Below are 19,721 nucleotides of genomic sequence, written 5' to 3'. Positions count from 1 at the left end.
CCTCGCCCGATCCGGGTGACCACAAGTTATTGACGAGTTTTCAATAGCGGGCGTACCGTCGGGACGGTGACGACCCTGGACGATGTCGACCGGCTCACCGCCCAACGCTTCCGGAGGATGAGCCCCGGCAACCAGGACCGGCTGCCGCCCGTGGACCGGCGCGGCCTGCCGCCGGGCCCGCGGTGGCCGGTGCTGGTGCAGACGGCCGGCCTGCTGCGGTTCCGGCACCGCTTCCACCCCTACCTGCACCGCAAGTACGGCGACGTCTTCACGGTCCGGCTCGCCCCGGGCGGCCGGCCGCTGGTCTTCTTCACCCGCCCGGAGCACGCCAAGGAGATCTTCGCCGGCGACCCCGAGGTGTTCCACGCCGGCAAGGCCAACGCCATCCTCGGCCCGATCATGGGCGAGCACTCGCTGCTGCTCCAGGACAGCGCCGAGCACAAGCGCGCCCGCAAGCTGCTGATGCCGGCTTTCAACGGCCACGCGCTGCGCGACTACCAGTCCCTGGTCACCGAGGTCGCCAAGGCGCAGGTCGGTCGGTGGCGCACCGGCGAGACCTTCCGCTCCCTCGACCGGATGAACGCGCTCACGCTCGAGGTCATCCTCCGCGTCGTCTTCGGCGTCACCGACGAGCGCCGGCTCGCCCAGCTCCGCCCGCGCGTCAACGCCACCGTCAACATCAGTCCGGCGATCCTGCTCGGCTGGGGCTACCCGTGGCTGCAGCGCTTCGGGCCGTGGAAGGCGACCATCGACAACCAGCGCGAGCTCGACCGGCTGATGTACGCCGAGATCCGCGAGCGCCGCGACGCGTCCGACCTGGCCGAGCGCACCGACGTGCTGTCCCGGCTGATCCTCCAGGGCGAGGACGGCGACCGGCTCAGCGACACCGAGCTGCGCGACCAGCTCGTCACGCTGCTCCTCGCCGGCCACGAGACGACCGCGACGGCGCTGGCCTGGGCGCTCTACGAGGCCGGCCGCGACCCGGAGCTGCTGAGCCGGTGCCAGCGCGCGGCGGCGGAGGGCGACGACGAGTTCCTCGAGGCGGTGATGAAGGAGTCGATGCGGCTGCACCCCGTGATCCCGATGGTGGTCCGCACCCTGATGCGGCCCGCCACCGTCGCCGGGTGGGACCTGCCCCGCGGCACGACCGTCGGGCCGTCGATCATCCTGGCCCACCAGCGCGAGGACAACCACGAGGACCCGTGGACGTTCCGGCCCGAGCGGTTCCTCGGCCACAACCCGCCCACCAACACGTGGATCCCCTTCGGCGGTGGGGTGCGCCGCTGTATCGGCGCCGGCTTCTCGCTGATGGAGGGCGTTGCGGTGCTGCGCGAGGTGTTCGCGGCGTACGACGTCGAGGCGGCCGGCCGCGACCAGCCGAAGGTCCGCAACATCACCAGCGTGCCGCGGCACGGCGCGCGGATCCGGGTCACGGCTCGGTAAAACTGTCGGCGGCGCACGCCGATGTGCGGGACGATTCCCGTTTGTGACGTGGAGAGACCGTCTGCGCGCGATGCGCATGGACACCACCCCCCTGAAGGAGTCGCGCGACTTCCGGCTGCTCTTCCTCGCCGGCAGCGTCTTCTACTTCGGCGCGATGGTCAGCTACGTCGCGATCCCGTTCCAGGTCTACACGCTCACCGGGTCCAACCTCGCGGTCGGCGCGATCGGCCTCGCCGAGCTCGGCCCGATCCTGATCTTCGGCCTGTACGGCGGCGCGCTCGCCGACCACGTCGACCGCCGCAGGCTGCTCATCTACACGGGTCTCGGGCAGGCGGTCTTCACCGCCGTACTCGCCGTCAACGCGTTCCGTGACGACCCCGACGTCTGGGTGATCTTCGTGGTCGCCATCGCGCTGGCCTCGTGCTCCGCGCTGCAGCGGCCCTCGCGCGAGGCGCTGCTGCCGCGGACGGTCACCCACGACCAGCTGCCCGCCGCCAACGCGCTCGGGAGCTTCGGCATGCAGATCGGTCTGCTCGCCGGCCCCGCCGTCGGCGGACTGCTGGTGGCGTACGTCGGGATCGGCTGGTGCTTCGTCGTCGACGTCTGCGGCCTCGCGGTGGCGTCGTTCCTCTACCTGCTGATGCGCTCCTACCCCCACCGCGAGGAGACCACCCCGCCCAGCCTGGCCGGCATCAAGGAGGGCATGGTCTACGCGTTCCGCCGCCGCGACCTGCTCGGCACCTACTTCGTCGACATCGTCGCGATGATGTTCGCCGCCCCGGTCGTGCTGTTCCCGGCGCTGGTCGAAGAGGTCTTCGAGCAGCCGCAGCTGCTCGGCATGCTCTACACCGCCGAGGTGGTGGGCGCGATGGTCGCGACCGCGCTCAGCGGCTGGACCGCCCGGGTGCACCACCACGGCCGGGCCATCGTGCTGGCGGCCGCGGCGTACGGCGCGATGGTCGCGCTCGCCGGCCTGATGCCGAACATCTGGCTGGTCGCCCTCTTCCTCGCGCTCGCCGGCGCCGGCGACATGATCTCGGCGATCTTTCGGTCCACGGTGTGGAGCCAGACGATCCCGGAGTCCATGCGAGGCCGGCTCGCGGGCATCGAGATGCTGTCGTACTCCTTCGGCCCGCTCGCCGGACAGGTGCGCGGTGGCGTCACGGCCGACCTGTGGTCGGTGCGCGGCGCGATCACCTCGGGCGGCATCGCCTGTGTCGCCGGTGTCGCCATCACCGCCGCGATCCTGCGCGACTTCTGGTCCTACGACGCGCGCACCGACGAGCACGCCGTCGCCGAGCGGGCCGTGCGGGCGGCGGCCGGCGAGGAGTGAGAGCCGGCGCCCGACCACTCAGTCCTGGACGGGCACCCGCAGGCGCCAGCCGACCTTGATCAGGTCGGGGTCGTCGATGCGCGGGTTGGCCTTCACGATCTGGCCGACAGTGACCTTCGTGAAGCTCTTGAGCTTGCGGACGATCCCGCTGAGCGAGTCGCCGGACTCCACCCGGTAGAGGAGGAAGCCTCGGGAGCCGGGGAAGCAGATCACCTCGACCGTGCGGGTGTTGAACCCCGGGCTCGGTCCCTCGCCGGGCAGGCCGGGGTTGTCGCCGAAGACCTGGACGGTCAGCCGGGTTCCGGCGCGCGGGGGATCGGGGATGCGCACGCGGGCGACGAAGTCACCGACCCCGATGCCGCCGCCACTGGACTGCGCGGCGTCGGTGGCCAGCACCCTGCCGCCCGGGCCGAGCACCCGGATCCCGATCGTCCCCTCGAACCCGGCGCCGATGCCGGCGACCACGAAGCGGTCGCTGACCACGTCGTTCCGGCGCGGCTGCCGCACGCGCACGTCCGTCACCACTCCCATGGCCACATGGTGCTCTCCGCCGTCGATCGTGTCGGCGGGGATGACAGCGGTCGTCCGCCGGGTGCACTGTGAACGCACGTGCACGACCCAGGGATGACGGAGGGGACATGGGTGTCTACGCCGACCACGTGCTGCCGAGGATCGTCAACGTCGCGTGCGGTGCGAAGGTGGCGCACCCCCTGCGCGAGCGCGTGTGCGCCGGCCTGCACGGCCGGGTGGTGGAGATCGGATTCGGCACCGGGCACAACGTGCCCTTCTATCCCGAGGCCGTCGAGCAGGTCGCCGCGATCGAGCCGTCCGAGCTGAGCTGGCGGCTCGCGCGGGACCGGCTGGCGGCGTCGCCGGTGGCGGTGGAGCAGGCCGGTCTCGACGGCCAGTCGCTGCCCTTCGACGACGACACCTTCGACACGGCGCTCTCGACCTGGACGATGTGCACGATTCCCGACCCGGTCCGCGCACTGACGGAGGTCCGCCGCGTCCTGCGGCCCGGCGGCACCCTGCACTTCGTCGAGCACGGCCTGGCGCCCGACGAGGGCGTACGCCGGTGGCAGCGCCGGCTGGAGCCGCTCAACAAGCGGATGCTCGGCGGCTGCCACCTGACCCGATCGGTCGTCGACCTGCTCACCACGGCGGGCTACACCGTGGTCGACCTCGACGTCTTCTACGAGAAGGGCGCTCCCAAGGCGCTGGCCGCCGACTCACTGGGCGTGGCTGCTCCATTCTGACGGGCGCCGGTCAGCGCGCGGCCAGCCCGGCGATCTCGCCGGCGCGGAACGCCTCGACGAAGAGCGCGTGGTCGCGCCGGGCGGTCGCGGCGTACCCGATCGCGAACTCGACGATCTCCTCGACGAGCTCGTCCTCGCGGTCGCCGATGGCGGCGAGGATGGCCTCCTCGGTCTGGAACTCGACCAGCTGCTCGTCGCTGTCCTCGTCGGATGCGCAGTGCACCTTGGCCGTCGCGCGACCGAGGTCGGCGAGCAGCGGCTCCATCTCGTCGGGCTCGGTGATCTCGCTCCAGTCGAGGTCGAGCTCGTACGGCGACAGCTCGGCCACGACGAACCCGGTCCCGTCGATCGTGGTCCAGCCGAGGAACTGGTCGGTGTGCGCCTGCAGTGCGCGCTGGCTCACGACGGTGCGGTGGCCGTCGTGCTCGAAGGCCCCGCGGACCCGCTCGTCGTCCACGACCCGGGCGGCGGCCGGGTGGTTGCCCTGCTTCATGCTGAGCACGAGGTCGTTCTCGAGGGCCTGGTTGAACCCCTCGATGAGCACGTTGTAGGCGGGCAGGCCGGCGCTCCCGATGCCGAAGCCGGTGCTGGCGACGACGTCCTTGACGTCGTAGAACACCGCGCGGGCGGAGCGCTTGGTCGGCGGGATCGTCTCGAGGTAGCGGTCGAAGGCGGCGAGCACCATGGACCGCTCGGCGGCGTTGAGGTGTCGCGCCGACGCGTCGTCGACGAAGCGGCGCTCGTGGTCGGTCACCGTGGTCATCGACCCGAGGAGGTCGACGCGGGTGCGCGACCGGGCGGCCAGCAGCACGGCGTGCACCGGCCCGTCGGTGTTGTCGAGGCGGAGCGCGAACTCCCGGAGGTCGTCGTCGGTCTCGCGGTAGCGCCGGACCTGGTCGACGTACGCCCGCAGGTAGACCGCCGTGAGCCGGCGTACGTCGTCCTCGGGCAGCGCCTTCTGCCAGCACAGCAGGGCGAGGCTGGCGGCGAACCGGCGCAGGTCCCAGGTGAAGTGGCCGAGGTACGCCTCGTCGAAGTCGTTGACGTCGAAGACCAGCAGGCCCTCGGCGTTCATGTAGGTGCCGAAGTTCTCGGCGTGCAGGTCGCCGTGGATCCACACCCGTGAGGTGCGGTCGTCGGCCCACGGGTCGTCGAGGTCGGCCATGTCGGCGAAGAACAGGCACGCCGACCCGCGGTAGAACGCGAACGGGTCGGCCGCCATCTTGCGGAACTTGGTGCGGAAGCCCCGGGGGTCCGCGCGCAGGAGATCGGCGAACGCCTCGATGAGCACGTCGACGACCTGTCGCCGCCTGGCCTCGTCGCTCATCGGGCGCTCATCCGGCGTCCAGCACCCGCGACAGGAACCGACGTGTGCGCTCCTCGCGGGGGTCGGTGAGGACCTCCGCGCCACCGCGCTCGGCGACGACCCCGTCGTCGAGGAAGAGGACCTGGTCGGCCACGTCGCGGGCGAAGCGGACCTCGTGGGTGACGATGACCAGCGTCCAGTTCTCGGAGGCGAGGTCCCGGATGACGGCGAGGACCTCGCCGACGAGCTCGGGGTCGAGCGCCGACGTGGGCTCGTCGAGGAGCAGGACCTCGGGACGGAGGGCGAGGGCCCGCGCGATCCCCACGCGCTGCTGCTGCCCGCCGGAGAGCTGCGAGGGGTAGGCGTCCTCGCGACCGGCGAGCCCGACCTGTGCGAGCAGCTCCCGCGCGGCGGCGGCCGCCTCCTCGGGGTCGCGGCCCTGCACCTGGACGGGTCCCTCGATGAGGTTGCCGAGCACGGTGCGGTGCGGGAAGAGGTTGTGGGCCTGGAACACCATGCCGCTGCGGGCGCGCAGCGCCTTCACCGCCCGTCGGTACGCCGCCTTCTCGGCCGGCGGGGCGGCGAAGTCGATCGACGCGTCGCCGATCCGGACCACCCCGGCTTCCGGGGTCTCGAGGACGTTCATGGAGCGCAGCACCGTCGTCTTGCCGGAGCCGGACGCCCCGAGCACGGCGGTGACGGTGCCGGCGGGCGCGGTGAAGTCGACGCCCCTCAGGACCTCGTGGTCACCGAAGGACTTCGTCAGTCCGTGCACCTCGATCAGGTCGCTCATGCCACGTGCCTGCTCAGTCGTCGTTCGAGCGGTCCCTGCGCCAGCGAGACCAGGTAGCAGACCACCCAGAAGTAGACGGCGGCCATGATGAACAGCGGGAGGAATTCGGTGGTCAGGCCCGCAGTCGTCTGCGCCTCCCGGAACAGCTCCGGCACCAGCACCAGCGAGGCGAGGGCGGTGTCCTTGATCAGGGACAGCAGCGTGTTCGACAGCGGGGGTACGGCGATGCGGGCCGCCTGCGGCAGCACGATGCGCCGCATCGACTGCCAGTAGTCCATGCCGATGACGGTCGCCGCCTCGTACTGCCCGCGGGGCACCGACAGGATGGCGGCGCGCACCACCTCCGCGGCGTACCCGCCGACGTTGAGGCTGAGCGCGGTGATCGCCGCCGGATACGGATCGAGGTCGATGCCGATCTCGGGCAGTCCGTAGAACACAATGAACAGCTGCACCAGCAGCGGGGTGCCGCGGATGATCGAGATGTAGCCGCGGGCGATCCAGTCGAGCACGCGGATCGACGAGAGCCGAGCGAGCGCGGCGGCGACGGCGAGGACGAGGCCGATGGCGAAGCTCGCGATCGTGAGCGGGATGTTGCCCTTGACGAGCCCGACGAACATCGGCCACGCGGTGTCCTTCACGACCTCCCACGTCGTGCGCGAGTCGGAGGCCTCGACGTCGACCTCCTCGGAGCCGCCCTCGACGGTCACGTCGGCGCCGAAGTACTCGTCGGAGATCTCCGCCAGGGTCCCGTCGTCGGTGAGCGCCTGGATCGCCGCGTCGGCCTCCTGCTGGAGCTGGGGATCGCTCTGCCGGAAGGCCAGCGCCTGCTCGAGGACCTCGTCGCCGGCGTCGCCCGCGATCTTGACCTCGTCCGTGCCGGTCGTCGCGAGGTAGTCGAGCACGGCGATGTTGTCGTTGACGATCGCGTCGACCCGCCCCTGGATGAGGAGCTCCACGCCGGGCGCGAAGTCCTGGACGTACTGCACGTCGGCGCCCGCGTCGCGCGCGACGTCCGCCCAGTTGCTGCTGGACGTCTGAGCGGTCTTGCGCCCCTCGAGGTCGTCGAGCGTCGTGATGTCGTCGGTGTCGGCGGCGGTGACGATGACGCCCTTGGAGTAGGTGTACGGCGTGCTGAACAGGTAGCGCGCCTCCCGCTCCGGGTTGATCGTCACCTGGTTGGCGATGACGTCGATCCGCTCGGAGTCGAGCGCCGGGAAGAGCGAGTCGAACGGTGCCTCCACGAAGCGCACGTCCCACCCGGCCTCCTCGCCGATGGCCTCCATGACCTCGATGTCGAAGCCCGTGAGCTCGTTGGTCTCGGGGTCGCGGTAGGTGAAGGGTGGGTACACGCCCTCGGTCCCGACCCGGACCACACGTTCCTCGTCCGCGTCTGCGGACGCGGGTACGCCGAGGACCAGGGCGGACGCCAGCACGAGCAGCGCGAGGATCCGGGGGAGCGGCACCTGTCCCGCGTACCCCGTCGAGCTCACGCCGAACCCCCGGTGGCTCGAAGAGCCCGGGGGATCGGGTGGCGCGGGCCGGTCGGTCAGGCCGTCGCGAACGTCAGGCAGTCGGCCGGGTCGTCGCCGGCGCCGATGTTGACGCTCTCGGCCTGGCACTCGAGCTTGTCGTTGTGGATGCAGTCGCTGCGGTGGCAGGCGCCGACCTGACCGTGCGCGGCGACGCCGGCGTCGTGGGCGCCGTTGGAGACGAACGTGCCGCAGCTGGTGCCGTCCGTGACGGTGATCGCGCCGGCGTGACAGTCGTGGTCGTGGTTGTACGAGCACCCCTCGACGCTGCAGGTGCTGATGATCGGGAGCTGCATGGTGGTCATCGCTGGTCCTCCGAGGACGGTCCCGGGTCGAGCTGACAGCACCACCGTGGACCCGAACCGCGGCCGCGTCCAGCCAAGTGAGCCTTACCTATCCGCGGCCAGCCACTCGTCCCAGCCCGGACCGCGCACGAGCGCCCGGCCGGCCGGCAGCATCGCGCCGCCGGCGATGCTCGCGGGTGCTTCGACCGGCTCGACCCGGACGTCCTGCCCCGACCGCTCGACCAGGGTGCGGACCTGGTCGACCAGGCTGACCTGCTGCGGCCCGGCGAGCTCGGTGTCGCCCTCGAGCTGCCCGGTCGCGAGGTCGAGCAGCGCCCGGACGACCTCGGACGTCGCCACCGGCTGGGTCGGGACGTCGATGATGTGGGCGACGCCGTCCTGGGTCGTCCACCCCAGCATCTGGCCCGCGAAGTCGTGGAACTGGGTCGCCCGGAGCACCACGACGCCCGGGGCGGACTCCCGGTAGGCCTGCTCCTGCGCCAGCTTCGCGACGTAGTAGTCGTAGTCGGGGCTGCGGTCGACGCCGACGATCGACAGCACCACGCTGCGGCGTACGCCGGCCGCGGTCGCCGCCTTGCCGACGTTGTGGGCCACGGCCGGGAAGAACTCGCCCGCCTGGTCGAGCGGGCACGCGGTCACGTCGACGACGGCCTCGACGCCGGTCAGCGCCTCCTCGAGGCCGTCCGGAACGAGCAGGTCGAAGCCCTTCTCGCGGGCGATCTCGACGACCTCGTGGCCCTCCTCGCGGGCGAGAGCGGTGAGCTGGGAACCGATGAGGCCGGTGGCGCCGGCGACGGCGATCTTCACGATCGTCTCCTTCGATAACGCGGATAAGTCGTATCCGCGATTAGACCACGAACTCGGACACTTGTCATCCACGTATTCGCGTACGATGGAGACATGAGGATGTCCGGCGGGGTCGAGTGGGCGATCCACTGCTGCGTGGTGCTCAGCCAGGCCGACGACCCGGTGCCGGCCCAGCGGCTCGCCGAGTTCCACGGCATCTCGCGGACCTACCTCGCCAAGCACCTGCAGCACCTCTCCCGAGCCGGGCTGGTCAGCTCCACCGAGGGTCGCGTCGGCGGCTACGTGCTGACCCGGTCGGCCGACGAGATCACCGTGCTCGACGTCGTGTTGGCGATCGAGGGCCGGGAGCAGGCGTTCCGCTGCACCGAGATCCGCCAGAACGGCCCGCTGCCCGCCTCGCCCGCCGCGTGCAGGAAGGCGTGCGGTGTCGCGCGCACCATGCACGCCGCCGAGCAGGCCTGGCGGGACTCGCTCGAGGGCGTGACGATCGCCGACCTCGCCGAGGGCGTCCTCGAGGACGCCGGCCCGGACACGTTCGTGCGCGTGCGGGAGTGGCTAGGCGCGTAGCGCCGCCCACGCCAGGCAGGCCAGCGACGCGGTCGAGGTGACGGCGCGTGCGACGTTCCAGCGCACCCAGGCGGTCTCGAAGTCGGCGCGCGAGCCGCCGTCCGCCAGCGCGTTGTTCAGCGGGATGTTGCCGACCGCGGTGATCGCGACGGTGCCGAGTGCGAGCGCGAGTCCGGCGATCGCCCAGCCCCGGGCGCCGGACGGGCTCGCCGCGACCGCCGCCGCGGCGAGCGCCGGGGCACCGAGGAAGGTGAGCATGAAGACGGGGTTCACGATCGCGACGTTGATGTGGTTCATCGAGGAGACGAAGGTGCGGTCGTCGACCCGCGCGAGCCCGGGCATGACGCCGCTCGCCCAGGTGTAGTACGTGCCGGCCTGCAGCCCGGTGGCGAGCGTCGCGGCGAGCAGGATCGGGTTGCGGAGCTGGTCCAGGAGTTCGGTCATGCCCTCAGCCAACCGCGGCCGAGCGAGACGATCCATCGTCGTGCGCCGCTCTTCCATACGCGAGCGTCCAGATCTATCCTCGGCCCATGGACGGACTGGCGGCCCTGCTCGACGGCCCGCGCGCCCGGGGCGCGTTCCTGCTGCGCTGCCTGATGGAGCCGCCGTGGTCGGTGCGGCTCGAGGACGAGTCGCCGCTGACCGTGACCTCCGTGGTGTCCGGGGAGATGTGGGCGCTGCCCGACGACGGCCCGGCGTTCCGGGTCGGGCCGGGCGACGTCGTCGTCACCGTCGGCGCCGACCACTGGACGATCGCCGACTCCCCGGGCACGCCGGTCCAGGCGGTGATCCATCCCGGGCAGCACTGCACGACGCCCGACGGTCGCCCGCTCGCCGAGGAGATGCACCAGGGCGTGCGCAGCTGGGGCAACAGCGCGACCGGCTCGACCGTGATGCTGACCGGCGCCTACGCGCTGGAGGGCGAGGTGAGCCGGCGGCTGCTGCGGGCGCTGCCGCGCTTCGTCGTCCTCACCGAGGAGGAGCTCGGCTCGCCGCTCGTCCCGCTGCTCGCCGACGAGATCGTCAAGGACGCTCCGGGCCAGGACGCCGTCCTCGATCGGCTGCTCGACCTGCTGCTGATCGCCGTGCTGCGGGCGTGGTTCTCGCGGCCGGAGGCGTCGCCGCCGGCGTGGTACGTCGGCCAGTCCGACCCGGTCGTCGGGCCCGCGCTCCGCCTGCTCCAGCACCACCCCGAGCACCCGTGGACCGTCGCGTCCCTGGCCACCGCCGGCGGCGTCTCCCGCGCCGCCTTCGCCCGCCGCTTCACGGACGTCGTCGGCGAACCCCCGATGGCCTTCCTCACCGGCTGGCGGCTGGCACTGGCCGCCGACCTGCTGCGCGACAAGTCCGCCACGCTCGCCGCCGTCGCCCGCCAGGTCGGCTACTCCACGCCGTTCGCGCTGAGCACCGCCTTCAAGCGGGAGTACGGCGTGAGCCCGCGGGAGCATCGGGTCGTGGCGACGGCGTGAGCGAGTTTCACCGGGTACGCGGTGAATCTCGTGCTTCCCGGCTGCAGTTGCTCGACAGAGGCACGAGTTTCGCGACAGGAGCCGGCGTCAGCGGATCGTGCCGACCCCCGGGACCAGCGGCAGGTCGAGCGCGGTGACCCAGCCGGGCGGCAGGTCGTTGACGGCGGGTACGGCGTTGAGCGCCCGCATCCCGGTCGCCAGGCAGCCGGCGACGGCCGGGGCGCGGGCGGAGCCGTCAGTGAAGCGGAACGCGGTCTCCTGGCTGATCGACGGCGATCCGGTGATGTCGACGCGGTAGACGTCGTCGCCGGTTCCGGCCGGCCAGTCGGGGGCGGCGTCGAGGCCGATCCGGTTGACGTGCTCGAGCGTGATGACCTCGCGCCCGCCGTACACGCCGTTGATCGTGAAGCGGATCGCCGCCACGTTGCCGGCCTCGATCACGCCCTTGGCGGTCTTGCGGTCGGTGGGCGTCACCCACTTCTCCCAGGTCGTCGTGATGCCGTCGAGCTCGATGCCGGCGGCGTGCGCGATCATCGGCACCGTCGCGCCCCACGCCATGATCAGCAGGTCGGGGATCTCCAGGAGAGGCGTGTACGACGGGGGCCGGCCGATGCCCATCTCGTCCTCGTAGTCGCCCTCGTAGTCGGTGTAGTCGAGCAGCTCCGACGCGCGCACCGAGTCGACCCGGCCGCAGAGGCCCATGAGGGTCATCGGGAAGAGGTCGTTGGCGAAGCCCGGGTCGATGCCGGTCGTGAAGCAGGAGGCGCCGCCCTCGGCGCAGGCCTCCTCGACCGGAGTGATCCAGTTGCCGGGGTTCTGCTTCATCGCCGGCCACACCCACGGCGTCATCGCCGTCGAGCAGACGTCGATGCCGGCGCGCAGGAAGGCCGTCATCACGCGGATGTTGTCGTCGGCGTACTGCGCGGTGGGGCCGTAGTGCACCAGCGCGTCCGGCCGCAGCGCGACGAGGTCATCGACCGACGTCGTCGTGACGACGCCGGTGTCGGGCCGGCCCAGCAGCGCCCCGACGTCCTGTCCCGCTCGCTCCGACCGGGTGACCCCGACGCCGACCAGCTCGAAGACCGGGTGGTCGAGGATCTCCTCGATCACCATCGATCCCACGACGCCGGTGCCCCAGACGACGACCCGCTTCTTCTCCATGTCAGCCCCTGTCGAAGGCGTTGCGGACGCCGGCCTCGGTCAGCCCGTAGTCCTCGAGCGTGTAGGTGTGTGACGGTTTCGCCTTGCCCTGCTTGGACTCCTGGTCGATCTCCTCGATCGCCGCCTGCGCCTCGGGTGTCCAGTCGAGCCCGAACTGGTCGTAGACCCGCCGCGTCACGCCGAGCGGGTCGGTGACCAGGTCCTTGAAGGCGATGTCGATGAACTGGCTCTGGTCGTACGCCGCCCGCGCGTCGTGGAAGGCGTGGAAGGCTCGCGACCACAGATCGAGCTGGGTCCGGCCGATCACGTCGCCGACGTACGTCCTGCTGTGGCCCACCGTCGTCTCGGCCGAGAGCGAGCACGACGAGGCGATGCAGGTGACCGGGTCGCGGTGCGTGTAGATGATCAGCGCGTCCGGGTAGACGGTCATCAGCGCGTCGAGCGCGGTCGTGTGCGAGGGGTTCTTGAGCACCCAGCGCTTGGCGGAGTCGTTGAGGCCGACGAGCTGGAGGTTCTGCTTGTGCCGGGCGTAGGCGTCGGTCCAGTCCTGTCGCTGCAACCACTCCCTGTAGCGCGGGACGTTGGCCAGCGCCTCGTAGGAGTTGGACTTGCCGGTCTGCCGCAGCAGCCGCCAGCACTCCTCGACGGTGGTGGCGTCCATGTAGTGGATCCCCATGAACTCGGGGTTCTCGACGTGGTGCGCGGCGAAGCCCTGCTGCATCGCGTTGAAGATCGGGTCCGACTCCCAGGTCTCCCGCGGCGGCCGCGGCTGCGGGTACTGCGTCAGCCACATCTCCAGCCCTTGGGCGCCGGGGTCGGCGTGCAGGTAACGGTGCAGCGCGGTGGTGCCGGTGCGCGGCAGCCCCATCAGGAAGACCGGCCGCTCGATCGGCACGTCGGCGTGCTCGGGGTGCGCCTGGAACTGCGCCTGCGTGAGCAGTACGCCGACCAGTGCCGACTTCACCTCCGAGCGCTGGAAGTAGTTGCCCCGCGGCGTCAGCCCGGCCTCGGGCGACGACAGGTCATCGGTGAGGACCCGCAGGCCCTCCTCGTGGGCGCCGTCGCCGAAGTCGTCCATCCCCGTCGTCCGGACGGCCGCGGCGACGATGTCCTCGTAGCTCCCGACGTCCGCCCGCTCCCGGGTCATCACGTTGTCGGACATGGCGTCAGTCGTGGAACTCACCGCAGTCGACGGTGAGCATCTGCCCGGTCACCGCGGAGGCGAGGTCGCTGGCCAGGAAGAGCGTGGCCCGCGCGACCTCCTGCGCCGAGGCCAGCCGCTTGAGGTCGGTGGGCGCCGCCTTCTCGGCGTACACCTCGTCGTGCGTCTTGCCCTCGACGGCCGCGAGGAAGTCGAAGTAGCCGCGGTTGACGTCCTCGTAGATGTACGACGGCGCGACGCTGTTGACGCGGATCCCGCGCGGCCCGAGCTCGGTGGCGAGCGACGAGGCGAGGTGCTCGAGCGCGCCCTTGGACAGCTTGTAGCCGGCGTACTCCGGCTGCGAGGAGAAGGAGACGCAGGAGTTCAGCATGATGATCGAGCCCTTGGTGGCCGACAGCGCGTCGGCGAAGAGCGCGGAGAGCCGCAGCGGCGCGAAGACGTTGGTCTCGTTGGCGCGGGCCAGGTCCGCGGGGCTGATCTGGGTGATCGGGTCCATCGGCGGGATCGCGAACGCGTTGTTGAGCAGGCAGTCGACGCGCCCGAACGCCTCGAGCGCCTTCTCGACCAGCGCCGCGCGTGATGCCTCGTCGGTGATGTCGGTCGGCACCACGGCCGCGCGGCGCCCGTAGGACTCGACGACGGCCGCCATCTTCTCCAGGCGCGACTCGGTGCGGCTGGCGAGCACGAGGTCGGCGCCGAGTCGGGCCGCCTCCTCGCCGAGCGCGCGCCCGAGGCCGGGGCCGACGCCGGACAGCACGATCACCTTGTCCTGCAGGAGCGGGACGGGCTGGTAGCGGTCCTCGATCGACGTGTCGTGGGCCTGGGCGTAACCGAGGTCGGGCATCAGCTGATCATCCTTCGGGCAACGGAGCGCTGCCGGGCGGCGATCCGCGCGGCGTACTCCTCGGTGGTGAGGGGGGTGAAGTACGGGAGCCTCTCCGGTACGTCGGCGACGGCGACCCTCTCGACGACCGGGCCGTCCTCGGGGCCGAGGTCGCGGTCGAGCCGCTGCCAGCGCAGCATGATCGAGCCGGTGCGGTGACCGAGGCACTCGAGCCAGTTCGCGATGGCCCGGCCCTCCCCGGCGGGTGAGCGCTCGGAGATCACGAACCGCATCCGGCCGTCCGGGTCGACGACGGCCTGCGCCTTCGTGAGCGAGGTCTGGTGGGTCTCGTAGTCGGTGGAGACGTACCAGTCCGAGCCGATCTGGATCGCCTGGTAGGCGCAGTCGATGCACTCCGGCACGGTCACGATGAGCGCCTCGTCGTCGGCGAGCTCGTAGTGCCCGATCGACGAGCGCTGCGAGGACAGCCCGCCGGGCGTCGACTGCGGTGCGGTCGGCTGGTTGACCGGCTCCTTGCGCTCGAAGAACTGGGGGAACGCGAACCACGTCTGGATCGAGCCGGTCAGCAGCTTCGCGGCGACCTCGTACTTCCTCGCCAGCCGCTCCCTCGTCAGTGGCTTCGCGGCGACACCGACCGTGTCGGTCCGCTCGATCCAGAGCAGTCCCCGGGTCTCGGTGTCCCAGTCGTTGAAGACCTCGCGCACGATCATCGTCTTCGCGCCCGGCTCGGCGACGTACGTGAACTCGAACGACCCGTCGTCCTCGATGTCCAGCTCGCGGTCGTCGAAGGCGAGCATCGACGTCGCCGCCGAGTCGGCGGTGTACGCGCCGCCCATGACCTGGAACGACAGGTCCGCAGACGTCCCGCGCACCCCGCGCACGACGTACTCGACGCCCTCCTTCAGGTAGGCGTTGAAGTAGATCGCGTCCGGGTTGTCGAGCCCCTGGCGCGAGTACTGGTGCGTGGGGTTGATGAACACCGGTCGGTCGAGGTCGTGGTCGAAGGCCATCTGCATGGCCATCCGGATCCGGCCGGCCAGGTAGTCGTAGCCCTCGAGCAGGTCCTGCTCGGTCCGGATGAACGGCGCGCCCTCGATCAGCTTCTCGGCCTCGGCGATGGCGTCCTGCAGGGGCTTCGTGAGGTCGGACATCAGAGCTTGTGGATGATCTGCTCGGCGTACTGCTCGAGGTGCTTGACCTTCGTCTCGAGCGGCTCGGTGTCGGCGCCCTTGATGTAGGGCATCCGGAAGCCCACGATGCAGTCGGTGACGCCCTTGTCCTCGAGGCGCTTGACGCCGTCGACCGTGTAGGCGTCGTAGGAGATGACGTGCACCTCGAAGTCGTCGCGGGTGTCGCCCTCCTCCGCGCGGATCTCGGCGAGCCGGGTGAGCAGCCGGTCGAGCTCCTCCCCGTCGCCGCCGGCGTGCATCCACCCGTCGCCCTTGCGTACGGCGCGGCGGAGCGCCGCGTCGGAGTGCCCGCCGACCAGCAGCGGGACCTGCGTGGGCGCGCCCGGGCACTGCTTCAGCGCGTCGACGTCGTAGAACTCCCCGTGGTACTCGAAGAAGTCGCCGGTGGTGAGGCCGCGCAGGATGTCCATGCACTCGTCCATCCGCTTGCCGCGCTTCGCCCACGGCACGCCCATCGCGTCGAAGTCCTCGGGCCACGGCGAGAGACCGACGCCGAGCCCGAGCCGGTCGCCGGACAGGAACGCCAGCGACGACGCCTGCTTCGCGACCAGCACCGGTGGCCGGATGGGCAGCTTGAGCACGAACGGCGTGAGCCGCAGCGTCGTCGTGTGCGCGAAGAGGTGCGCACACAGCACCATCGTCTCGATGAACTCCTTGCCGTCGAGGAACTCGCGGTCCCCCGTGTCGGTGTAGGGGTACTTCGAGTCGGAGTCCTTGGGGTAGATGACGCTGTCGGCCACGGTCATGCTGGTGTAGCCGGCGGCCTCGGCGGCCTGTGCCAGCGGCGCGTAGTACGTCGCCTGGGTCATCGCCTCGGCGTAGCTGAATCGCATGCCGCTCAGACTAGAACGTGTTCCACTTTTCTGCCAGAGTTCCGGTGTGGACCTCCAGGAGATCAGCGACCGTCTCGAGATCGAGGGTGCGCTCGTCCGGTACACCCGCGGCGTCGACACCGGTGAGTGGGACCTGCTCGACACGGTCTTCACCCCCGACGCCCAGATCGACTACACCGAGTCGGGCGGCATCGCCGACACCTACCCCGCCGTGAAGGCCTGGCTGGCCGAGGTGCTGCCGGCGTTCTTCCCCAAGCGCATGCACTCGCTCGCGCAGGTGGACATCTCGTTCGAGAGCGCGGACGAGGCCCTCGCCACGGCGTACTTCCACAACCCGATGCCGATGGACGACGGGCAGGGCGGGACCAAGGTCGTCGAGTTCGGCGGGCTCTACCACCACACGCTCGTGCGCACGCCCGACGGCTGGCGCAGCTGCAAGCTGCACGAGGAGATCGTCTGGAAGCGCGGCCTCTGATGGGCCTGCCCGACGATCGACCCGACGGCCTGGACTCGCCGGTCACCGCCAAGATCATCAAGTACATGGCGAGGGCCCAGGTGCGCGTCTTCCGGCTGACCAACGGTCGGATCGGCTCGAAGTGGCGCATCGGCGCAGGCTTCCGCAAGCCGGTGCCGACGCTGCTGCTCCAGCACGTCGGTCGCAGGAGCGGCACCACGTTCACCACGCCGCTGCTCTATCTCCAGGACGGTCGGGACCTTGTCATCGTCGCCTCCCAGGGCGGGCTGCCGAAGAACCCGCAGTGGTACCCGAACCTGGTGGCGAATCCCGACACCGCCGTGCAGCTCCGCAAGGAGGGCGTACGCCGCGTGCGTGCCCGCGTCGCCGGACCGGACGAGCGCGCCGCGCTCTGGCCGCGACTCGTGGACCTCTACGCCGACTTCGAGAAGTACGCGCGGTGGACCGACCGGGAGATCCCGGTCGTCGTCCTCGAGCCTCGCTAGCCGGGTCAGGTCGCTCACACCCGCGTTTGCGGCCTTGTGCCCTGTCGGAGAATGGGGGCGACCGCACATTCGCGCCAGGAGGAGACCCGTGCCGGAACGGCTGCCGGAGCGACCGGACGAGGAGCACCCGATCCTCGCGGGTCTCATCGCCCTCGTGGGCGTCGGGCTCGTCGTCGGGCTGGTGCTCGGCGTCGTCGTGGTCGTCGGCACGAAGGTGCTCGGGATCGGCGAGGTCTCCGACGACACCGCGGGCGACGGCCAGGCCTCCATGTACCTGCCGTCACCGGAGAAGACGACCCCGGCCGACGACCCCCAGATCACGCTCGCCCCGACCGGGGAGGCCGCCGAGGGGTCCGGGGACGACGCGAAGAAGGCCTCGAAGGAGCCGAAGGCCACGAAGTCGCCGGAGCGCGAGATCAGCCTGGCCTCGTCCGTGACCGAGGCGGCGCCGATGGAGCAGTTCCTGCTCACCGGCGTCTACCCGGGCGGCGAGGGTGCGATCCTCACCGTGCAGCGGTTCGAGAACGGCGGGTGGGTGGACTTCCCGGCGACCGGGTCGGTCACCGGCGAGCAGTTCCAGATCCCGGTGCAGGCCAGCCTCCCGGGCGCCAACCGCTTCCGCGTGGTCGACTCCGACTCCGGTCTCCGGTCGGCCGAGATCCGGGTGACCGTCACCGGCTGAGCCGACCGGTCAGGCGGCGCGGGCCGGGACGACCTCGCGCTCGGGCAGGGTCCCGACGCGCGGCGTACGACGGCGCACCCGGTCGATGACGGCCGGCTGGCCGGCCGCGATGCCGGCGAGCACCAGCATCAGGCCGAGGGCCTGGGCGCCACCGAAGGACTCGCCCGCCAGTGCGACCCCGATGACGGTGCCGGCGACCGGGTTCAGCAGGCCGACGAGCGAGACGGCCGCGGCCGGCAGCAGCCGCAGCCCGCGGAACCACACGACGTACGCCACGACGGTGCCGGCCAGCCCGAGGTAAAGGAAGCCGCCGATCGCGGGGGCGTCGAGCGGCGGCGGCGCGCCCTCCACGAGGAGCGCGACCGGCAGCAGCACCAGGCCGCCGGCCACCAGCTGCCAGGCGGTGAAGGTGAGCAGGTCGACGGGCGGCGTCCAGCGCTTGACGAGGACGAAGCCCAGCGACGACATCGCCACGGCTCCGAAGGACGCCGCGACGCCGATCGGGTCGACGACGAAGTCGGCGCGCAGCACGAGCAGCGCGACGCCGGCCGCGCCGATGCCGGCGCCGGCGAGGGACGCGGCGCGCGGACGCTCGCCCACCAGGGTCCAGGCGATCAGCATCACCATCATCGGGGCGGTCGCGGTCAGGGTCGCGGCCGTGCCGCCGGGCAGGCGGTAGGCCGCGACGAAGATCAGCGCGAAGAAGGCGCCGATGTTGAGCGTGCCGAGCAGCAGGCTGCGCCACCACCAGACGCCCGACGGGAGGGTGGGGCGGAAGGCGAGGAGCAGCAGCCCGAACGGCAACGCACGGACCATCGCCCCGAACAGCGGGCGGTCCGGCGGGAGGAAGGTCTCCGTCACGTAGTAGCCGGAGCCCCAGGCGACGGGAGCGACGGCGGCGAGGCCGAGGGTGCTGCCCCAGCGGACGGATCCATTGCTTTCCATGGAAGACATAATAGTTTCCAAGTGAGATATATTCCGGACCATGGCAGCTGAGCGCACCGTGATCGTGGGCCACGACGGCTCCTCCACCAGCGACCTGGCTCTCGCGTGGGCCATCGACTACGCCGCCCGCTTCGACGCGGACGTCCGGGTGATCCGGGGCTGGTCGATGTCGACCGCACCGCGGCCGGCCTCGATGACCCCGGGCTACGTGCCGCCGATCGAGGAGTGGGAGGCGGCCGTCGTCGCCGACCTCGAGCGGGCCTGCTCCCGGGTGGTCGCCGAGCGGGGCGCCGGGGTCGAGGTCTCGTGCGAGGGCTTCCGGGGCGCGGCCGCCAACGGCCTCGTCGAGGCGTCCCAGGACGCCGACCTCCTGGTGGTCGGCGCCCGTGGCCTGGGTGGCTTCAAGGGGCTGGCGCTCGGGTCGGTGAGCGACCAGTGCGTCCGCCACGCCGCCTGCCCGGTCGTCGTCATCCGCGACGAGCACTCCTCCGACATCGAGCGCCAGCGACGCCTGGACAGCAACCTCGAGGCCTGACCCCGTGACCCAGCCCATGGGCCCGCCGGGCCTCGACCACGTCGGCCGCATCATGGCCCAGTGGGCGAGCGAGCGGCCCGACCTCGACGTCTCGCCGCAGGGCATCATCGGTCGGCTGCACCGGCTGGCCGCGCACCTGACCGAGGAGCTGGTCGCGGTCTACGGCCGCTACGGGCTGGGTGAGGGCGAGTTCGACGTGCTCGCGACGCTGCGCCGGTCGGGCACGCCGTACGAGCTCACGCCCGGCGAGCTCGCCGCCCAGACGATGGTGTCGTCGGGCGCGGTGACCAAGCGGGTGGACCGGTGCGCCGAGCAGGGCTGGGTCACCCGGCGGGTCAGCGACAACGACGCCCGGGGCCGGGTCGTCGCGCTCACCGGCGCCGGGCGCGCGGTGATCGACGAGGCGTTCACGGCCCACATGGCCAACGAGCACCGGCTGGTCGGCGCGCTCGACCAGATGGAGAGGGCCCGGCTCGCCCACCTCCTCGAGAAGTGGGGCCGGGCCCTCGACGCCTGAATCTCACTGGTGGACGTTGGGGGCAGACAGGAGTAGGTCTCTTGTCTGCACCCCGGGCCTATCGGGGCACTGCCGAGCTGAGCC

General features: G+C 71.3%; 23 protein-coding genes. 10 read left to right on the top strand and 13 right to left on the bottom strand.

Annotated features, from left to right (window positions below; translation table 11 throughout):
• The first annotated feature begins 66 nt into the window (after positions 1-66).
• Both ACFQQI_RS13240 and ACFQQI_RS13235 read left to right on the top strand, forming a co-directional pair.
• The gene (locus ACFQQI_RS13240; protein ID WP_378563816.1) at positions 67-1,443 is read left to right on the top strand and encodes a cytochrome P450; all 1,377 of its coding nucleotides are present in this window, start codon (positions 67-69) and stop codon (positions 1,441-1,443) included.
• 76 nt (positions 1,444-1,519) lie between these two features.
• Positions 1,520-2,776 carry an MFS transporter gene (locus tag ACFQQI_RS13235; RefSeq protein WP_378563813.1) on the top strand — a complete coding sequence of 419 codons (1,257 nt, stop codon included), beginning with the start codon at positions 1,520-1,522 and terminating at the stop codon, positions 2,774-2,776.
• 18 nt (positions 2,777-2,794) lie between these two features.
• On the opposite strand, the gene ACFQQI_RS13230 is transcribed toward ACFQQI_RS13235, so the two are convergent.
• Positions 2,795-3,307, bottom strand: a complete 513-nt coding sequence (locus ACFQQI_RS13230; RefSeq protein ID WP_378563810.1) for a Gmad2 immunoglobulin-like domain-containing protein — start codon at positions 3,305-3,307, stop codon at positions 2,795-2,797.
• Between the two features lie 107 nt (positions 3,308-3,414).
• On the opposite strand from ACFQQI_RS13230, the gene ACFQQI_RS13225 reads away from it, so the two are divergent.
• Complete coding sequence (locus ACFQQI_RS13225) at positions 3,415-4,032, top strand: class I SAM-dependent methyltransferase (RefSeq protein WP_378563807.1); 618 nt, start codon at positions 3,415-3,417, stop codon at positions 4,030-4,032.
• A 10-nt stretch (positions 4,033-4,042) separates the two neighbouring features.
• On the opposite strand, the gene ACFQQI_RS13220 is transcribed toward ACFQQI_RS13225, so the two are convergent.
• The 5 genes from ACFQQI_RS13220 to ACFQQI_RS13200 form a co-directional block, all read right to left on the bottom strand.
• A complete protein-coding gene (locus ACFQQI_RS13220) occupies positions 4,043-5,359 on the bottom strand; it encodes a DUF2252 domain-containing protein (protein ID WP_378563804.1) in 1,317 nt (438 codons plus the stop codon).
• A 7-nt stretch (positions 5,360-5,366) separates the two neighbouring features.
• Complete coding sequence (locus tag ACFQQI_RS13215) at positions 5,367-6,131, bottom strand: amino acid ABC transporter ATP-binding protein (protein ID WP_378563801.1); 765 nt, start codon at positions 6,129-6,131, stop codon at positions 5,367-5,369.
• Positions 6,128-7,621 (bottom strand): ABC transporter substrate-binding protein/permease, encoded by a 1,494-nt coding sequence (locus tag ACFQQI_RS13210; RefSeq protein ID WP_378563798.1) that lies wholly within the window; start codon positions 7,619-7,621, stop codon positions 6,128-6,130. The genes ACFQQI_RS13215 and ACFQQI_RS13210 overlap by 4 nt, the downstream gene beginning before the upstream one ends.
• Positions 7,622-7,677: 56 nt before the next feature.
• Positions 7,678-7,965 (bottom strand): DUF1540 domain-containing protein, encoded by a 288-nt coding sequence (locus tag ACFQQI_RS13205; protein WP_378563795.1) that lies wholly within the window; start codon positions 7,963-7,965, stop codon positions 7,678-7,680.
• An 84-nt stretch (positions 7,966-8,049) separates the two neighbouring features.
• Entirely contained in the window at positions 8,050-8,772 is a 723-nt protein-coding gene (locus tag ACFQQI_RS13200; RefSeq protein ID WP_378563792.1) for an SDR family oxidoreductase, read from the bottom strand.
• Positions 8,773-8,865: 93 nt separating this feature from the next.
• Between ACFQQI_RS13200 and ACFQQI_RS13195 the strand changes: the two genes are divergently transcribed.
• Positions 8,866-9,339, top strand: a complete 474-nt coding sequence (locus ACFQQI_RS13195) for an RrF2 family transcriptional regulator (RefSeq protein ID WP_378563789.1) — start codon at positions 8,866-8,868, stop codon at positions 9,337-9,339.
• Here ACFQQI_RS13195 and ACFQQI_RS13190 read toward each other — a convergent pair.
• Entirely contained in the window at positions 9,328-9,783 is a 456-nt protein-coding gene (locus ACFQQI_RS13190) for a DUF1772 domain-containing protein (RefSeq protein ID WP_378563786.1), read from the bottom strand. The genes ACFQQI_RS13195 and ACFQQI_RS13190 overlap by 12 nt on opposite strands.
• Before the next feature lie 86 nt (positions 9,784-9,869).
• On the opposite strand from ACFQQI_RS13190, the gene ACFQQI_RS13185 reads away from it, so the two are divergent.
• The gene (locus tag ACFQQI_RS13185; protein WP_378563783.1) at positions 9,870-10,808 is read left to right on the top strand and encodes an AraC family transcriptional regulator; all 939 of its coding nucleotides are present in this window, start codon (positions 9,870-9,872) and stop codon (positions 10,806-10,808) included.
• Positions 10,809-10,895: 87 nt separating this feature from the next.
• Here ACFQQI_RS13185 and ACFQQI_RS13180 read toward each other — a convergent pair whose 3' ends face one another.
• Genes ACFQQI_RS13180 through ACFQQI_RS13160 form a run of 5 tightly spaced genes read right to left on the bottom strand, consistent with a single transcriptional unit; the run spans position 10,896 to position 15,998 of the window.
• Complete coding sequence (locus ACFQQI_RS13180; RefSeq protein WP_378563780.1) at positions 10,896-11,969, bottom strand: diacylglycerol kinase; 1,074 nt, start codon at positions 11,967-11,969, stop codon at positions 10,896-10,898.
• Position 11,970: 1 nt separating this feature from the next.
• On the bottom strand, positions 11,971-13,131 hold the full coding sequence (locus ACFQQI_RS13175; RefSeq protein WP_378563778.1) for a sulfotransferase family protein: 1,161 nt from the start codon (positions 13,129-13,131) through the stop codon (positions 11,971-11,973).
• 4 nt (positions 13,132-13,135) lie between these two features.
• The gene (locus ACFQQI_RS13170) at positions 13,136-13,975 is read right to left on the bottom strand and encodes an SDR family oxidoreductase (RefSeq protein ID WP_378563775.1); all 840 of its coding nucleotides are present in this window, start codon (positions 13,973-13,975) and stop codon (positions 13,136-13,138) included.
• Positions 13,975-15,126: a hypothetical protein gene (locus ACFQQI_RS13165; protein WP_378563772.1), complete on the bottom strand. Its 1,152-nt coding sequence runs from the start codon at positions 15,124-15,126 to the stop codon at positions 13,975-13,977. The genes ACFQQI_RS13170 and ACFQQI_RS13165 overlap by 1 nt, the downstream gene beginning before the upstream one ends.
• On the bottom strand, positions 15,126-15,998 hold the full coding sequence (locus tag ACFQQI_RS13160) for a TIGR03619 family F420-dependent LLM class oxidoreductase (RefSeq protein WP_378563769.1): 873 nt from the start codon (positions 15,996-15,998) through the stop codon (positions 15,126-15,128). The genes ACFQQI_RS13165 and ACFQQI_RS13160 overlap by 1 nt, the downstream gene beginning before the upstream one ends.
• A 46-nt stretch (positions 15,999-16,044) precedes the next feature.
• On the opposite strand from ACFQQI_RS13160, the gene ACFQQI_RS13155 reads away from it, so the two are divergent.
• The 3 genes from ACFQQI_RS13155 to ACFQQI_RS13145 all read left to right on the top strand — a co-directional run bounded on the left by ACFQQI_RS13155 (position 16,045) and on the right by ACFQQI_RS13145 (position 17,640).
• Positions 16,045-16,473 carry a nuclear transport factor 2 family protein gene (locus ACFQQI_RS13155; RefSeq protein ID WP_378563766.1) on the top strand — a complete coding sequence of 143 codons (429 nt, stop codon included), beginning with the start codon at positions 16,045-16,047 and terminating at the stop codon, positions 16,471-16,473.
• Complete coding sequence (locus ACFQQI_RS13150; RefSeq protein WP_378563763.1) at positions 16,473-16,958, top strand: nitroreductase/quinone reductase family protein; 486 nt, start codon at positions 16,473-16,475, stop codon at positions 16,956-16,958. Before ACFQQI_RS13155 ends, ACFQQI_RS13150 begins: the two co-directional genes overlap by 1 nt.
• A gap of 88 nt (positions 16,959-17,046) precedes the next feature.
• Positions 17,047-17,640 carry a hypothetical protein gene (locus ACFQQI_RS13145; RefSeq protein ID WP_378563760.1) on the top strand — a complete coding sequence of 198 codons (594 nt, stop codon included), beginning with the start codon at positions 17,047-17,049 and terminating at the stop codon, positions 17,638-17,640.
• A gap of 9 nt (positions 17,641-17,649) precedes the next feature.
• Here the strand turns inward: ACFQQI_RS13145 and ACFQQI_RS13140 are convergent, their stop codons facing one another.
• The gene (locus tag ACFQQI_RS13140) at positions 17,650-18,585 is read right to left on the bottom strand and encodes an EamA family transporter (RefSeq protein ID WP_378563757.1); all 936 of its coding nucleotides are present in this window, start codon (positions 18,583-18,585) and stop codon (positions 17,650-17,652) included.
• Positions 18,586-18,625: 40 nt separating this feature from the next.
• On the opposite strand from ACFQQI_RS13140, the gene ACFQQI_RS13135 reads away from it, so the two are divergent.
• Both ACFQQI_RS13135 and ACFQQI_RS13130 read left to right on the top strand, forming a co-directional pair.
• A complete protein-coding gene (locus tag ACFQQI_RS13135) occupies positions 18,626-19,120 on the top strand; it encodes a universal stress protein (protein ID WP_378563754.1) in 495 nt (164 codons plus the stop codon).
• Between the two features lie 4 nt (positions 19,121-19,124).
• On the top strand, positions 19,125-19,637 hold the full coding sequence (locus ACFQQI_RS13130) for a MarR family winged helix-turn-helix transcriptional regulator (RefSeq protein ID WP_378563751.1): 513 nt from the start codon (positions 19,125-19,127) through the stop codon (positions 19,635-19,637).
• Positions 19,638-19,721: the final 84 nt, after the last annotated feature.

Origin of the sequence: Nocardioides sp. GCM10030259, assembly GCF_042666375.1 — a bacterium.
Lineage (GTDB): Bacteria > Actinomycetota > Actinomycetes > Propionibacteriales > Nocardioidaceae > Nocardioides.
The sequence above is the reverse complement of the archived record's forward strand: the minus strand, read 5'-3'. Positions and strand labels throughout refer to the sequence as shown.

What these genes read in the sequence shown, in the direction of transcription:
- ACFQQI_RS13220 (WP_378563804.1), bottom strand. Translation starts at nt 5,359, where the DNA reads ATGAGCGACGAGGCCAGGCGGCGACAGGTCGTCGACGTGCTCATCGAG.
- ACFQQI_RS13165 (WP_378563772.1), bottom strand. Translation starts at nt 15,126, where the DNA reads ATGTCCGACCTCACGAAGCCCCTGCAGGACGCCATCGCCGAGGCCGAG.
- ACFQQI_RS13160 (WP_378563769.1), bottom strand. Translation starts at nt 15,998, where the DNA reads ATGCGATTCAGCTACGCCGAGGCGATGACCCAGGCGACGTACTACGCG.
- ACFQQI_RS13175 (WP_378563778.1), bottom strand. Translation starts at nt 13,131, where the DNA reads ATGTCCGACAACGTGATGACCCGGGAGCGGGCGGACGTCGGGAGCTAC.
- ACFQQI_RS13180 (WP_378563780.1), bottom strand. Translation starts at nt 11,969, where the DNA reads ATGGAGAAGAAGCGGGTCGTCGTCTGGGGCACCGGCGTCGTGGGATCG.
- ACFQQI_RS13140 (WP_378563757.1), bottom strand. Translation starts at nt 18,585, where the DNA reads ATGGAAAGCAATGGATCCGTCCGCTGGGGCAGCACCCTCGGCCTCGCC.
- ACFQQI_RS13235 (WP_378563813.1), top strand. Translation starts at nt 1,520, where the DNA reads ATGGACACCACCCCCCTGAAGGAGTCGCGCGACTTCCGGCTGCTCTTC.
- ACFQQI_RS13215 (WP_378563801.1), bottom strand. Translation starts at nt 6,131, where the DNA reads ATGAGCGACCTGATCGAGGTGCACGGACTGACGAAGTCCTTCGGTGAC.
- ACFQQI_RS13195 (WP_378563789.1), top strand. Translation starts at nt 8,866, where the DNA reads ATGAGGATGTCCGGCGGGGTCGAGTGGGCGATCCACTGCTGCGTGGTG.
- ACFQQI_RS13205 (WP_378563795.1), bottom strand. Translation starts at nt 7,965, where the DNA reads ATGACCACCATGCAGCTCCCGATCATCAGCACCTGCAGCGTCGAGGGG.
- ACFQQI_RS13150 (WP_378563763.1), top strand. Translation starts at nt 16,473, where the DNA reads ATGGGCCTGCCCGACGATCGACCCGACGGCCTGGACTCGCCGGTCACC.
- ACFQQI_RS13225 (WP_378563807.1), top strand. Translation starts at nt 3,415, where the DNA reads ATGGGTGTCTACGCCGACCACGTGCTGCCGAGGATCGTCAACGTCGCG.
- ACFQQI_RS13135 (WP_378563754.1), top strand. Translation starts at nt 18,626, where the DNA reads ATGGCAGCTGAGCGCACCGTGATCGTGGGCCACGACGGCTCCTCCACC.
- ACFQQI_RS13190 (WP_378563786.1), bottom strand. Translation starts at nt 9,783, where the DNA reads ATGACCGAACTCCTGGACCAGCTCCGCAACCCGATCCTGCTCGCCGCG.
- ACFQQI_RS13230 (WP_378563810.1), bottom strand. Translation starts at nt 3,307, where the DNA reads ATGGGAGTGGTGACGGACGTGCGCGTGCGGCAGCCGCGCCGGAACGAC.
- ACFQQI_RS13170 (WP_378563775.1), bottom strand. Translation starts at nt 13,975, where the DNA reads ATGCCCGACCTCGGTTACGCCCAGGCCCACGACACGTCGATCGAGGAC.
- ACFQQI_RS13185 (WP_378563783.1), top strand. Translation starts at nt 9,870, where the DNA reads ATGGACGGACTGGCGGCCCTGCTCGACGGCCCGCGCGCCCGGGGCGCG.